The following is a 14,127-nucleotide window of genomic DNA, read 5'->3' on the forward strand; positions in this document are numbered from 1 at the left end:
GACATGAGACTCTTCCGACCGATTCTCGGCGCGGCCACCGCCGTCCTCGCCGCCCTCGCCTGCACCGCCCCGGCCACCTCGGCATCCGCCGCCGACGCCGCCTACGACGTGCTCGTCTTCTCCAAGACCGCCGGTTTCCGGCACGACTCCATCGCGGTCGGCACCCAGGCCATCCGCGACCTGGGCGCGGCCAACAACTTCACCGTCACCGCCACCGAGGACGGCGGCCAGTTCACCACCGCCAACCTCTCCCGGTTCGAGGCGGTGATCTTCCTCAACACCACAGGCGACGTGCTCAACGCCAGCCAGCAGAGCGCCTTCGAGTCGTACATCGGCGCGGGTGGCGGGTACGTGGGCGTGCACTCCGCCGCCGACACCGAGTACGACTGGCCGTTCTACGGCAACCTGGTCGGGGCGTGGTTCGCCTCCCACCCGGCCATCCAGCAGGCCACCGTACGGGTGGAGGACCGCGCGCACGCGGCCACCGCCCACCTCGGCCAGACCTGGCAGCGCACCGACGAGTGGTACAACTTCCGCACCAACGCCCGCTCCACCGCGCACGTGCTGGCCAACCTCGACGAGTCGTCGTACTCGGGGGGTGGGATGGGGGCCGACCACCCGCACGTGTGGTGCAAGACGTACAACGGCGGCCGGTCGTTCTACACCGGTGCCGGGCACAACCAGTCGGCGTACTCCGAGCCGGCGTTCCGGGCCCACCTGCTCGGCGGCATCCGGTACGCGGCCGGCCGGACGAAGGCCGACTGCCGGCCGGAGACCGGTTACACCGCGCTCTACAACGGCTCCACCAACGGCTGGTCGCAGGCCGGGCCGGGCAGCTTCACCAACTCCAACGCCACCCTCAGCTCCGTCGGCGGGCTGGGCATGCTCTGGTACAGCGCGAAGCAGTTCACCAACTACTCGCTCAAGCTGGACTGGAAGGTCGACGGGGACGACAACTCCGGCGTCCTGATCGGTTTCCCGCCGTCGAGCGACCCGAACTCGGCGATGGACAACGGCTACGAGGTGCAGATCGACGCCACCGACACCGTCGACCGGACCACCGGCTCGGTCTACTCGTTCCAGGCCGCCGACCAGGCAGCCCGGGACGCGGCGCTGAACCCGCCGGGGGAGTGGAACACCTACGAGCTGCTGGTCGAGGGGGAACGGCTCCAGGTCTTCCTCAACGGCACGAGGATCAACGACTTCACCAACACCAACCCGGTGCGCTCGCTCGCCGGCCACATCGGCATCCAGAACCACGGCACCGGTGACGACGCCTCGTTCCGCAACATCCGGATCAAGGAACTGGGTGGCACTCCGCCGCCGACCAACGGCACCGGCCCGATCAAGGGTCTGGCCGGCAAGTGCCTGGACGTCCGCAACGGTGCCACCGCCGACGGCACGCAGATCCAGATCTTCACCTGCAACGGCAGCGCCCGCCAGACCTGGACGGTCACCCCGAACGGCCCGATCAAGGCGCTGGGCAAGTGCCTGGACGTCTCGGGTGGCGGCACCGCCAACGGCACGAAGATCCAGCTCTGGACCTGCACCGGTGGCAGCCCGCAGGTCTGGTCGTCGCAGTCCGACGGCACCCTGCGCAACCCGGCGTCGGGCAAGTGCTTGGACGTCTCCGGCAACAACTCCGCCGACAACACCGTGGTCCTGCTCTGGACGTGCAGTTCCTCCGCCCCCAACCAGAAGTGGACCCTCCCCCAGTAACCCCACCCAGCCCCGTCCCACCCACCCACCCGGCCGTGCCGCCCCCCGCCCGGCCCTCGGCCGGGCCCCGGCGGGCCCTCCGGCCGGGCTGAGCATCGGTGATCAAGAGGTTTGCGTCACGACGGGGTGACCCGCGTGACGCAAACCTCTTGATCGTCGTGGGCGTGTGGGCGTGTGGGCGGGGGAGTTGGTGGGCAGGGAGCGGGGGTCGGTGGGTGGGTGGGGGAGAGGGGTTTCGTGGGGGGTGGGGTGGGCTTAGAGTGGTGGGCGGCGACCTGCGGGTGGCCGGTGACCCGACGGGAGGCGCAACCCGTTGGGCCCAGGTGCGTGTGCACCCACCGGTGACCCGGCACGGCCGTCGACGTACCGGCCCGGCCCGGTCACCCTCGCCCCGGTCAGCTCAGGAATCCCCACCACAACAGGGGAGACAGACGATGGCGCGACCGATCACGCTCTTCACCGGCCAGTGGGCCGACCTGCCGTTCGACGAGGTCTGTCGACTCGCCTCCGAATGGGGCTACGACGGGCTGGAGATCGCCTGCTGGGGCGACCACTTCGAGGTCGACAAGGCGCTCGCCGACGACTCGTACGTCGAGCGCAAGCGGGAGACGCTGGCCAAGCACAACCTGAAGGTCTTCACGATCTCCAACCACCTGGTGGGCCAGGCCGTCTGCGACCACCCGATCGACGAGCGGCACCAGGACATCCTGCCCGCCCGGATCTGGGGCGACGGCGAACCCGAGGGGGTACGCCAGCGGGCCGCCGAGGAGATCAAGGACACCGCCCGTGCGGCGGCGAAGCTCGGCGTGGACACGGTGGTCGGCTTCACCGGGTCGTCGATCTGGCACACGCTGGCGATGTTCCCGCCGGTGCCGCCGGCGATGATCGAGCGCGGCTACCAGGACTTCGCCGACCGGTGGAACCCGATCCTCGACGTCTTCGACGAGGTGGGGGTGCGGTTCGCCCACGAGGTGCACCCCAGCGAGATCGCGTACGACTACTACACCACCAAGCGGACGCTGGAGGCGATCGACCACCGGCCCGCGTTCGGGCTCAACTGGGACCCGTCGCACTTCGTGTGGCAGGAGCTGGACCCGGTGAACTTCATCTTCGACTTCGCCGACCGGATCTACCACGTCGACTGCAAGGACGCGAAGGTGCGCACCGGGGACGGTCGGCGTGGCCGGCTCGCCTCCCACCTGCCCTGGGCCGACCTGCGGCGCGGCTGGGACTTCGTCTCCACCGGCCACGGTGACGTGCCGTGGGAGGACTGCTTCCGGGCGTTGAACGCCATCGGGTACACCGGGCCGATCTCGGTGGAGTGGGAGGACGCCGGGATGGACCGGCTGGTCGGCGCGCCGGAGGCGCTGGAGTTCGTCCGCCGGCTGGCGTTCGACGCCCCGACGGCGGCGTTCGACGCGGCGTTCAGCAGCGGCAAGGACTGACACGTACTTCGGGCCGGTCGCCACCTGGCGACCGGCCCGACGACGTACGGACGATCAGAGGGTGCTGCCGTTGGTGCCGGTGCCCGGCGCCTTGGGCTTCGGGGTGGTGGTGGTCGAGCCGGTCGAGCTGGTCGGGCTGACACCCGACTTGGCGCCGACGGTGGCCGGGGTGCCCGCGAAGGCGTCGTCGGCCGGGGTCAACTCCGGCTTGCCACCGTTGCCGGTGTGCAGCTTCTCGCCGAGCTTGGACTGGCCGAGCTTGTCCTTGCCCTCGCTGTACAGGCGGGTGGCCTGAGCCTGGGCGACTCCGGCGGCCTCCTGAACGGTCGGGTGGTCGAGCACCTTGCGGCCCCGCACGACCAGCTCCTCGTACTTCTCCCGGCCGGCACGGGCGCCCAGGACGAAGCCCGCAGCCAGCCCGCCAAGAAACATGATCTTTCCGCGCATGGCGGCTCCTTCCGTACCTGACGCTCCCGTCGCTCCCGCCGGTGGTGCCCGGTCGGGACCGACCATCGTCGCGCCCCACGTTCTTCCTCGGTCGACAGCTAACTACCCATCCTGCTCCGCAGTCATACCTGGTTGTGCCGGGATGACGAATTGTCCGCATTGTGAGCGTAGATCATTCCGGGCGGTAGCGCGGTGGTCGAATGCGGTAACCCCCTGGACCGAACCCCCCCGAAGTCCTGTACTCTTGTGCCGTCGCCGAGCGCCGGAGAGATCCGGTACGACGCGGCGCAGCAGTCCCCCGTAGCTCAATTGGCAGAGCAGCCGGCTGTTAACCGGCAGGTTTTTGGTTCGAGTCCAAACGGGGGAGCCCAGTCTTCCACTCCCGCCCGTCGGCCCCGCCGACGGGCTTTTTCGCGTATCTCCTTCCCCGCCGCCGACGATCCGCGCTGACCGCGAAGAGGGTGCGCCGGATGGGCGGTTTCGACCCCGCACGACGTACCCGGGCGGCAGGATGACGGATGTCGACCTGGACTCGCGCCGCGTCGACCGGTGCGTCGACTGAGGGGTGGACCGGGATGGCCGGTGGACGGGGCCGCGGCGCGGCCACGCTGACCGCCGTGGCGGTCGTCCTGGCCTGGCTGGTCGTCGGCGGCATCGCCGGACCGTACGCCGGCAGGCTGAGCGACGTCGCCACCAACGACAACGCCGCCTTCCTGCCGGCCGACGCCGAGGCGACCCAGGCCCAGGACCTGGCCGCCGACTTCGTCGCCCGACCCACCACCCCCGCCCTGGTGGTGTACGCGCGCAGCACCGGCATCACCGGTGCCGACAAGGAACGGGCGGCCGCCGACAGTGCCCGCTTCGCCCAGGTCAAAGGGGTGGCAGGGCCGCTGCCCCCACCGATCCCCAGCCAGGACGGGCAGGCCCTGCAGGTGGTGGTGCCGATCGACGACGCCGAGGGCGAACAGATCGGCCGGGTGGTCGACGAGTTGCGGAGCATCGCCGGGGGCGACCGGGACGGGCTCACCGTGGACGTCGCCGGCCCGGCCGGCCTGCTCGCCGACCTGATCGAGGTCTTCTCCGCCATCGACGGGCCACTGCTGCTGGTCACCCTGGTCGTGGTCCTGATCATCCTGCTGGTCGTCTACCGCAGCCCGGTGCTGTGGGTGTTCCCGCTGTTGGCGGCGGGGATGTCGTACGCGCTGGCGTCGGTCTTCGTCTACCAGCTGGCCGAGCACGACGTGATCAAGCTGAACGGGCAGGCACAGGGCATCCTCACGGTGCTCGTCTTCGGCGCCGGCACCGACTACGCGCTGCTGCTGATCGCCCGCTACCGGGAGGAACTGCACCGGCACGAGCGCCCCTGGGACGCGATGCGTACCGCCTGGCGGGGTGCCGCCCCGGCCATCGCCGCCTCCGGGGCCACCGTCATCGTGAGCCTGCTCTGCCTGCTGCTGTCCAGCCTCAACTCCAACCGGGCGCTCGGTCCGGTGGCCGCCATCGGCATCGCCGCCACCCTGCTGGTGATGCTGACGTTCCTGCCCGCGCTGCTGGTGCTCGGCGGCAGGTGGGCGTTCTGGCCGCGTACCCCCAGGGTCGACCTTGCCGACCCGCAGGCCGAACACGGGCTGTGGGCCCGGATCGCCCGCTTCGTCGCCCGGCGGGCCCGGGTGGTCTGGCTGACCACCGCCGTGGTGCTGGCGCTGCTCACCCTCGGCCTCACCCAGCTCGGTGCGACCTCGCTCGGCCAGTCCGAGCTGTTCACCAACCGTACCGACTCGGTCGCCGGGCAGGAGGTGATCGCCCGGCACTACCCGGCGGGCACCGGCAGCCCGGCGACCATCTTCACCCGGGAGCAGACCGCCGGGGAGGTCGCCCGGGTGGCGCAGGGCGTCGCCGGGGTGTCGACCGTCCGCCCGGTCACCCAGCGGGACCAGGCCGGCCCGCCCAACCCGGACGCCCCGCCCCTGGTGGTCGACGGGCGGGTGCAGCTGGAGGCGACCCTCACCGACCCGCCGGACGGCGACGCGGCCGAACAGACCATCCGTGACCTGCGCGAGGCGGTGCACCGGGTGCCGGCCGCCGACGCCGTGGTCGGCGGGTTCACCGCGATCGACGTGGACACCTCCGACGCGTCCACCCGGGACCGCAACGTGATCATCCCGGTGGTCCTGGTGGTCATCGCGGTGATCCTGGCCGTGCTGCTGCGGGCGCTGGTCGCGCCGGTGCTGCTGATCGCGACGGTGGTGCTGTCCTTCCTGGCCACCCTCGGGCTCTGCGCGTTGATCTTCACGTACCTGTTGGACTTCCCCGGGGTCGACGCGTCCTTCCCGTTGTTCGCGTTCGTCTTCCTGGTCGCGCTGGGTATCGACTACAACATCTTCCTGATGAGCCGGGTACGCGAGGAATCCGCCCGGCGGGGCACCCGGGCCGGGGTGCTGGCCGGGCTCACCGTCACCGGCGGGGTGATCACCTCGGCCGGTATCGTGCTCGCCGCCACCTTCTCGGCGCTCGCCGTGCTCCCGCTGGTGGTGCTCGTCGAGTTGGGTGTGGCGGTCGCCGTCGGGGTACTGCTGGACACCATCGTGGTCCGCTCGCTGCTGGTGCCCGCCCTGTCGTACGACATCGGGCCCGCGGTGTGGTGGCCGAGCCGACTGTCCCGGTCGGCGCGCGACGACGCGGAGGTGGCACATGGTCGCTGAGACGGACGTGGTGATCGTCGGCGGTGGTCTCGCCGGGCTGGCGGTGGCCCGCCGGCTGCACCGGGCGGGGGTGCCCTGGCGGCTGCTGGAGGCCGGCGACCGGATCGGCGGCCGGGTCGCCACCGACGCGGTCGACGGCTACCTGCTCGACCGGGGCTTCCAGGTGCTCAACACCGCCTACCCGAGGCTCGGCACCCTGCTCGACCTGGGCACCCTCGACCTGGGCTGGTTCACCTCCGGGGTGCTGGTCCGCCGCGGCGACCGGCTCGACCGGCTGGTCCACCCGGTACGCGAACCCGGCGGCACGCCCGCCACCGTGCTCGCCGGCGTCGGCTCACTGGCCGACCGGCTGCGCTTCGCCGCCCTCGCCACCGGCTGCGCCACCCTGCCGGCACACCGGCTGCTCGGCGCGCCGGAGACCACCAGCGAGACCGCCCTGCGCCGGGCCGGGCTGTCCGACACCATCATCGAGGAGCTGATCCGGCCGTTCCTGTCCGGCGTGCTCATCGACCGGGAACTGGAAACCTCCAGCCACGTGCTGGCGATGATCCTGCGCTCCTTCGTCCGGGGCCGGATCGGCCTGCCCGCCCGGGGGATGGCCGCGCTGCCGCAGGCCGTGGCCGCCCCGCTGCCCGCCGACCTGATCACCTGCGACACCCCGGTCACCTCGGTCGCCCCCGGCCGGGTCCGCACCCCGGCCGGTGAGATCACCTGCCGCGCCGTCGTGGTCGCCGCCGACCCGACGGCGGCGACCACGCTGCTGCCCACCCTGCCCCGGGTACGCACCCACAGCTACACCACCTACTACCACAGCGCCTCCGAGCCGCCGCTCGACGAACCGATCCTGCTCGTCGACGGCGACCGGCGGGAACTCGTCGCCAACACGGTGGTGGTCAGCCGGGCCGTCCCGTCGTACGCTCCGCCCGGCCGGCACCTCGTGGCGACCTCCGTGGTCGGCCCCGCCGCCCCGCCCGAGCCGACGATCCGGGCCGAACTGGACCGCCTCTACGGACGCTCCACAGCGGACTGGGACCACCTGACGACGGTGTCGGTCCCCGAGGCGCTGCCGGCCGCGCCACCCCCGCAGGGGCGGCTGCGCAAGCCGGTGGCGCTCGGCGGAGGGATCTTCGTGGCCGGTGACCACCGGGACAGTCCGTCCATCCAGGGGGCTCTGGCCAGCGGCTGGCGTACGGCCGGTTCGGTGCTCGCGGAACTGCGCGCGGCGGGCTGATTCGGGTGCCACCGCAGCCGCTGCTGACTGTTATCCTCGCGTAGCCCATCGTGCCGAGGCGGTGCCGACGGGTGGCACCGTTTCGGCGGTGGCCGGTGGTTCGTCGGGCGGGTTACGATCCGGCGCGGTACGGGGGCGGTAGCTCAGCCGGTTAGAGCAGGGGACTCATAATCCCTCGGTCGCGGGTTCGAACCCCGCCCGCCCCACCAGCGAACGGATGTCCGGACCGGCGGGGCGTAGGGGTGCGGAAGCGCAGGCCGCGACCGGTATTCCCGTGCCCGGTGCTGGTCAGTCCTGGCCGCCGCGGTACTCGTACAGGCCGTCGATCATCCTGCGTTTGAGCGCCGGCACCCGGTCGACCACGCGCAGATAGCCGCGCATGCCGGCCAGCGCGACGCGACCCAGCACCGGCTTGTGGACCAGGGCGTCGGCGGTCATCTGCTCCCGGGAGTCGCGGACGGCCTGGAAGCCGTACTCGATCATGCGGGTCTCGTAGTCGTGGACGGCCTCGACCAGCCCCTTGCGCCCGTCGCGGACGAGCGTCAGCTCGTCGGTCAGGCGCTGCGCGTCGCGCAGCGCGGTGTTGGCACCGACGCCCCGGCCCGGCGTCATGGTGTGGATGGCGTCGCCGAGCAGGGTGACGTTCGTGCTGGGCCAGGCCGGGATCGGCACCGAGGTGCGGATGGTGATGGCGAACGCGGTGCTCGGGTCGCCGAGGGCGAACAGTTGGCGCAGCCGGGGGCTCCACGTCGGGGTCATCCGCAGGGCGGCACGGATGAGGTCGTCGCCGCCGTAGGTCGCGATGTCCGCCGGGAACGTGTCGGCCGCTGCCGCGATGCCCCAGTTGAGGTAGTCGCGGGTGTTGTCGAACAGCAGGCCGGGCCAGCGCGCCAGCAGTTCGTCGTCGTTCCTCGGCCGGCCCTGCTGGTCCCAGGGGAACTCCATCCAGTGCAGGATGCAGGATTTGCCGCCGGGCGCGAGGACCATGCCGATGCCGGGGAAGAACCGCGTCGGCAGCAGCGCCGTGGTCCGGGGTGTCATCGGCACCTTGGCGGCGATCGCGATGATGCCCGTGTCCTCGGTGCGGGCGTGGGGGAGGTACTGGCGGCGTACCGCCGAGTTGACACCGTCCGCCGCCACCAGCAGGTCGCCGGTCGCGGTGGTCCCGTCGGCGAAGTGTGCGGTGACGCGACCGTCGGCCTCGTGCTGGTAGCGGACGAAGGTCTTGTCGAAGTGGATGACGTCCTGCATGCCGGTGAAGAGCACCTGGCGCAGGGTCATCCGGCTCACCGACTTCTCGCTGTCGACGTCGTCGGTGGCCGGGCGCAGGGGCAGCGCCAGCGTCGGCCGGAGCTGCTCGTCGAAGAACACGAAGTGTTCCGGCGCGCGGGCGCAGGTCGCCACGAACGTGCGGTAGAGCTGGTCGGGCAGGCACGCCTTGAGCGCCCGGCTGCCGTGCGGGTCGATGCCGACCCGGTAGCCGTGCAGGCCGTCGCTGCGGGTGCGGTCCCGCTCGTAGACGGCGACGTTGATGCCGGCTTGTCGCAGGCCGTGTGCCAGGCACATCCCGCCGGTCCCGGCGCCGATCACGAGTACGTCCATGTCCCCGCTCCTCTAGAAACTCTGATTACTAGATTCTCTAGATACCTTACGACGGTTCGCTAGAATTTCCCACCATGGGTCTGGCGGAGCAGCTCGGCGAGGCGATGCAGGCGTACCAGCGCGCGGTCGACGTGCTCGACCAGCGCGCCGCCGACCTGCTCGGCCTGAACCGCACGGACATGCGCTGCCTCGAGCTGCTGTTCGCGCCGGAGCCCCCGAGCCCCGGCGAGCTGGCCGTCGCGGCCGGGATGACGACCGGGGGCGTCACCACCGCGATCGACCGGCTGGAACGCGCCGGGTACGCGACCCGGGAACGCGACACCGCCGACCGTCGCCGGGTGACCGTCCGCCCCACCGAGGCGGCCAACCGGAAGATCGGCGCGATCTACGGGCCGATCGTGACCGACGGACAGGCGTTCCTGCGGCGGTACGACGACGAGACGCTGGCGCACATCCTCGAATTCGTCAGGCACGCCACGCAGAGCTGTCACGAGCACGCCGAGCGGCTGGGCCGGTAGCGGGTTGCCGCCGTGATGTGCGGCGTCACGCACGCGGGGGAACGGGGGCTGCCCGGTGGCCGGGGCGGACCTGGCGGCCCCGGCAGGGGCAACAGCAAAGGCAGGGAGTCAGACCCTCCCTGCCACTTCTAACATATATCGCACCCCGGGTCTTGTGGCAAGACCCCGGTGCCGGTGCAGAATCTCCAGTCGACGCCGGAACCTGGCGAAATCCGAGATTCGCGAAGCATGCGTTGGTTTCGACGCATCAGGCAACGCGAGCAGTCGAACGGGGAATCCATGATCGATGTGACCATCGTGGGCGGTGGGCCGACCGGCCTGATGCTGGCCACCGAGCTGCGGCTGCACGACGTACGGGTGGTGGTGCTGGAGCGCGACGCCGAGCCGACCAGCGTGGTGCGCTCGCTCGGCATGCACGTGCGCAGCATCGAACTGCTGGACCAGCGGGGCCTGCTGGAGCGGTTCCTCGCGCACGGCAAACAGTTCCGGATCGGCGGCTACTTCGCCGGAATCGTCAAGGACTGGCCGTCGGGGATGGACACCGCGCACGGCTACATCCTCGGCATCCCGCAGCCGGTCACCGAACGGCTGCTGGCCGAGCACGCCACCGCAGTCGGCGTCGAGATCCGGCGGGGCACGGAACTGGTCGGGCTGAGCCAGGACGGGGACGCGGTGACCGCCGAGCTGGCCGACGGCACCCGCCTGCGTACCCGCTATCTCGTCGGCTGCGACGGCGGCCGCAGCACGGTGCGCAAGCTGCTGGGTGTCGGCTTTCCCGGTGAGCCCACCAGGAACGAGACGCTGCTGGGCGTGATGGAGCTGACCGCGCCGCAGGACGAGGTCGTCGCGGTGATGACCCGGGTGCGCAAGACGCAGCTACGGTTCGGGGTCGGCCCGGTCGGGGACGGCGAGGGGTTGTACCGCGTCGTCGTACCGGCTGCCGGGGTGAGTGAGGACCGGGCGGTCCCGCCGACCATCGAGGACTTCCGGCAGCAGTTGCGGGCGACCGCCGGCACGGACTTCGGGGTGCACTCGCCCCGCTGGCTGTCCCGCTTCGGCGACGCCACCCGGCTGGCCGAGCAGTACCGGGTCGGCCGGGTGCTGCTGGCCGGCGACGCGGCACACGTGCACCCGCCGTTGGGCGGGCAGGGGCTCAACCTCGGTCTCCAGGACGCGTTCAACCTGGGCTGGAAGCTGGCCGCGCAGGTCGCCGGCTGGGCACCGGCGGACCTGCTGGACACCTACCAGGCGGAGCGCCGGCCGGTGGCGGCGGACGTGCTGGACAACACCCGCGCACAGACGGAGCTGATGTCGCTCGCCCCCGGTCCGCAGGCGGTGCGTCGGCTGCTGACCGAGCTGATGGACTTCGAACAGGTGAACCGGTACCTGATCGAGAAGATCACCGCGATCTCGGTCCGCTACGACCTCGGTGCCGATCACGACCTGGTCGGCCGGCGGCTGCGGGACGTGGAACTGAAGCGGGGACGCCTCTACGGGCTGATGCACCGGGGCCGGGGGTTGCTGCTGGACCAGACCGGGGAACTCTCGGTGGAGGGCTGGACCGACCGGGTCGACCGCGTCGTCGACGTCGGTGGGGAACTGGAGGTGCCCGCGCTGCTGCTGCGCCCCGACGGGCACGTGGCGTGGGTCGGTGACGACCAGGGAGAGTTGCGTGACCGGCTGTCCCGGTGGTTCGGCGTCGCCACCGCGTGATCCCGGGGACTGTCCGGGTTCAGCCGTTCCGGCCGGTAGGGCCGGCGTCGGGGTGCGTCGGGTCGGGCCGGGTCGTGCCGTCGCCGCCGTTGCGCTGGGCGGCCCGCAGCGCGGCGTGCATCTCCCAGGGTGCCTGGGGCAGCGTGCGGCCGGTTTCGAGCAGTGACTTCAGGTTGGCCATGACCGCGGGCCAGCCGGCGGAGACCGCGTCGAAGTCCTCGTCGGACGGCAGGTTCACGTGCGTGACGGTCAGCCGGACGATGTCCCGGTGCGGTTCGATGAGGAAGGTGACCGTGGAGGCGTCCGGCCCGGCCTCGGCGTCGACGTCGCCGAAGGTCATCACCAGCCGGGTCGGCGGGGTCGCGTCGAGGACCGTACCGCCGCCGTCGGCGACGCCCGAGCCGTCGGTGCGTCGGTGTTCCCACCGGGAGCCGGGTCGCCAGTCGGAGACGTTGTGGTGACCCCAGTAGGCGCCGGTCAGGTCGGCGTCGGTCAACGCCTCCCAGACCCGTTCCGGGGTGGCGTGGATGTAGGTCACGTACACGAAGGTGGGTTTGGTGACGGTCATCTGCGGCTCCTCTGCCTGTCGGCGGATCGCGTCGAGCACCCGTAGCCGGGGTTCCTCGAACGCGGCGATCCAACGCTGCGGCAACTCGTGGATGGGGACCGGGTTGAGGTAGTGCCACCTCTCCCGGCCGCGGCGGACGGCGTTGACCAGATTGGCCTCCTGCAACACGCCGAGGTGTTGCGTCACCGACTGCCGGGTGATGGCCAGTTGGGCACAGAGTTGGCCCAGGGTCTGACCGTCCTGGCGGCGGAGGCTGTCGAGCAACCGGCGACGTGTCGGGTCGGCGAGCGCCTTGAACACCTTGTCCATGTCACCGGCCATGACCAGCATTATGCAGGCATTTGACTGCCTAATGTCAAGCGAGGTCCCGCTGGCGGCGAGGAGGGTGGGCGGCCCGGGCGCCGGACGCGGAAAGCTCCCCCGCCCGGTGACGGGCGGGGGAGCGGACCATCCGGTACGGGCCGGGTGGCCCGTACCGGATGACGGGTCACACCCGGAGGCGGACCGGGTCGGTCAGGCGACCGTGCAGGCCGCGCCGTTGAGGGTGAACGAGGAGGGTTTGGCGGTGTTGCCGGTGTGGTTGGCCTGGAAGCCGATGTCGATCGAGCCGCCGGCCGGGATGGTGCCGTTGTAGCTGGCGTTGCGCGCCGTCACCTGCCCCGACGAGGGGGAGTAGGTGGCGTTCCAGCCGGAGGTGATGCTCTGCCCGCCGGGCAGCGTGAACACCAGGGACCAGCCGTTCACGGCGCTGGAACCGGTGTTGGTGACGGTCAGGTTCTCGGTCAGGCCGCTGTTCCACGCGTTGACGCTGGCGGTGACCCGGCAGGCCCCGGAGCTGGGCGGCGGGGTGGTGGTCGGCGGGGGCGTCGTCGGCGGCGGGGTGGTCGGCGGGGGAGTGGTGGGCGGAGGCGTGGTCGGCGGCGGAGTGGTGGGCGGGGGAGTGGTGGGCGGCGGGGTGGTCGGGGTCGGGTTGGTCAGGCCGAAGAACTGGAGGGCGACGGCGGCCATCCCGCCGGAGGGCAGGCTGTGCCCCGCCCCCTGGACGCTGTACGCCTCGACGAGCACGTTGCCGCTGGCGTCGGCGTAGCGGCGGCGGTTCCAGTTGGCCTGGGGGGTGTCGGTGGAGGTGGGCGTCTGGCTGAGCCCGAACACGTTCGTCCACTGCTCGATGGTCTCCTGGAGCAGCGAGTACGGCACCAGGGTGTCGGCGGTGCCGTGCCACAGCTGCACCTTCGGCCGGGGGCCGGTGTAGCCGGGGTACGCCTGCTGGCGGACCGCGTCGCCCCACTGCTGCGGGGTGCGGTTCATGTTCCCGCCGGTGCACTGGCTGGCGCCGGGCGGGTAGTCGGCCGCGTTGGCGAAGCAGTTGTAGGGCACCCCCATGAAGGCGGCCCCGGCGGCGAACACGTCCGGATAGACGGCCAGCATGTGGTTGGTCATCATGCCGCCGGACGAGCTGCCGGTGGCGAACACCCGGCGGGGGTCGCCGCCGTACTGCCGCTCGGTGTAGTTGATCATCGAAACGATCGACACGGGGTCGCTGCCGCCGCCCCGGCGCTTCGCGGCGTCCGACCAGGTGTCGAAGCAGTTGCCGAAACCGGCCTGCTGGGTCGCCGACGGGTAGATCACGATGTAGCCGTACCGGTCGGCGAGCGAGGCGAACTCGCTGCTGGAGTAGAAGCCGGGGCCGGTGCCGCCGCAGCCGTGCATGGCCACCACGATCGCCGGGTTGGTCGGGCGGGTGTTCGGCACGTAGATGTGCATCCGCATCCGACCGGGGTTGTCGCCGAAGTTGGTCACCTCGACCAGCGACGCGGCGTACGCCGGCTGGAGCGTCGGGACCACCAGGGCGGCTGCCGCCACGGTGGCGACCAGCGGCGCCGCCAGGGCGAGCAACAGTCTCCGTCTGATTCTCATGGGCGTGACTCCCTCACAGGTTGAGATCGGCCGCGCGACCGTGCGGCACGGGTACGCCCGGATGCCCGTGTCGTCCGCGCCGGCCCACTACGTCCGGCATGCCCTGCCCCGGCCCTAGGGCATTGCATGGCACTTAGTGTTCTCCTCGGTCCCACAAGTGTCAATCGAATGGCCTCGATACACTTGACGGTCACCGGTTCCGCACCCGGGTCCACCCCGGACCGCGTTCGGTAGGCGGGCACCGGTGCGCCGTCTACAGTCGGTG

General features: G+C 71.3%; 10 protein-coding genes and 2 tRNA genes. 8 read left to right on the top strand and 4 right to left on the bottom strand.

Translation table 11 applies throughout. The features are described 5' to 3' along the window. The first annotated feature begins 3 nt into the window (after positions 1–3). Together ACN265_RS05935 and ACN265_RS05940 are read left to right on the top strand one after the other, a co-directional pair. Positions 4–1,719, top strand: a complete 1,716-nt coding sequence (locus tag ACN265_RS05935; protein ID WP_421406291.1) for a ThuA domain-containing protein — start codon at positions 4–6, stop codon at positions 1,717–1,719. Positions 1,720–2,153: 434 nt separating this feature from the next. Beyond that, a complete protein-coding gene (locus ACN265_RS05940) occupies positions 2,154–3,164 on the top strand; it encodes a sugar phosphate isomerase/epimerase family protein (protein WP_145921227.1) in 1,011 nt (336 codons plus the stop codon). Positions 3,165–3,218: 54 nt separating this feature from the next. Here ACN265_RS05940 and ACN265_RS05945 read toward each other — a convergent pair whose 3' ends face one another. Next, positions 3,219–3,611: a hypothetical protein gene (locus ACN265_RS05945; RefSeq protein WP_420116835.1), complete on the bottom strand. Its 393-nt coding sequence runs from the start codon at positions 3,609–3,611 to the stop codon at positions 3,219–3,221. A 294-nt stretch (positions 3,612–3,905) separates the two neighbouring features. Between ACN265_RS05945 and ACN265_RS05950 the strand changes: the two genes are divergently transcribed. The 4 genes from ACN265_RS05950 to ACN265_RS05965 all read left to right on the top strand — a co-directional run bounded on the left by ACN265_RS05950 (position 3,906) and on the right by ACN265_RS05965 (position 7,753). Next, positions 3,906–3,978, top strand: a tRNA-Asn gene (locus ACN265_RS05950). Between the two features lie 208 nt (positions 3,979–4,186). Further along, positions 4,187–6,313, top strand: coding sequence for an MMPL family transporter (locus ACN265_RS05955; RefSeq protein ID WP_421406294.1), 2,127 nt, complete (start codon positions 4,187–4,189; stop codon positions 6,311–6,313). Next, on the top strand, positions 6,303–7,544 hold the full coding sequence (locus ACN265_RS05960) for an NAD(P)/FAD-dependent oxidoreductase (protein WP_421406296.1): 1,242 nt from the start codon (positions 6,303–6,305) through the stop codon (positions 7,542–7,544). Before ACN265_RS05955 ends, ACN265_RS05960 begins: the two co-directional genes overlap by 11 nt. A gap of 132 nt (positions 7,545–7,676) precedes the next feature. Then, positions 7,677–7,753: transfer RNA gene (locus ACN265_RS05965), tRNA-Ile, on the top strand. A gap of 79 nt (positions 7,754–7,832) precedes the next feature. Here ACN265_RS05965 and ACN265_RS05970 read toward each other — a convergent pair. Continuing rightward, positions 7,833–9,146, bottom strand: coding sequence for an FAD-dependent oxidoreductase (locus ACN265_RS05970; protein WP_420116832.1), 1,314 nt, complete (start codon positions 9,144–9,146; stop codon positions 7,833–7,835). Positions 9,147–9,220: 74 nt separating this feature from the next. Between ACN265_RS05970 and ACN265_RS05975 the strand changes: the two genes are divergently transcribed. After that, the gene (locus ACN265_RS05975; protein WP_204926347.1) at positions 9,221–9,664 is read left to right on the top strand and encodes a MarR family winged helix-turn-helix transcriptional regulator; all 444 of its coding nucleotides are present in this window, start codon (positions 9,221–9,223) and stop codon (positions 9,662–9,664) included. A gap of 279 nt (positions 9,665–9,943) precedes the next feature. Then, on the top strand, positions 9,944–11,377 hold the full coding sequence (rox, locus tag ACN265_RS05980) for a rifampin monooxygenase (RefSeq protein WP_421406299.1): 1,434 nt from the start codon (positions 9,944–9,946) through the stop codon (positions 11,375–11,377). Positions 11,378–11,396: 19 nt separating this feature from the next. Here the strand turns inward: rox and ACN265_RS05985 are convergent, their stop codons facing one another. Together ACN265_RS05985 and ACN265_RS05990 are read right to left on the bottom strand one after the other, a co-directional pair. Then, positions 11,397–12,266, bottom strand: coding sequence for an ArsR/SmtB family transcription factor (locus ACN265_RS05985; RefSeq protein WP_421406301.1), 870 nt, complete (start codon positions 12,264–12,266; stop codon positions 11,397–11,399). A 192-nt stretch (positions 12,267–12,458) separates the two neighbouring features. Beyond that, positions 12,459–13,862: a PHB depolymerase family esterase gene (locus ACN265_RS05990; protein ID WP_421406303.1), complete on the bottom strand. Its 1,404-nt coding sequence runs from the start codon at positions 13,860–13,862 to the stop codon at positions 12,459–12,461. Between the last annotated feature and the right edge of the window lie 265 nt (positions 13,863–14,127).

Origin of the sequence: Micromonospora sp. WMMD730 (assembly GCF_049178955.1) — a bacterium.
Classification (GTDB): domain Bacteria; phylum Actinomycetota; class Actinomycetes; order Mycobacteriales; family Micromonosporaceae; genus Micromonospora; species Micromonospora wenchangensis.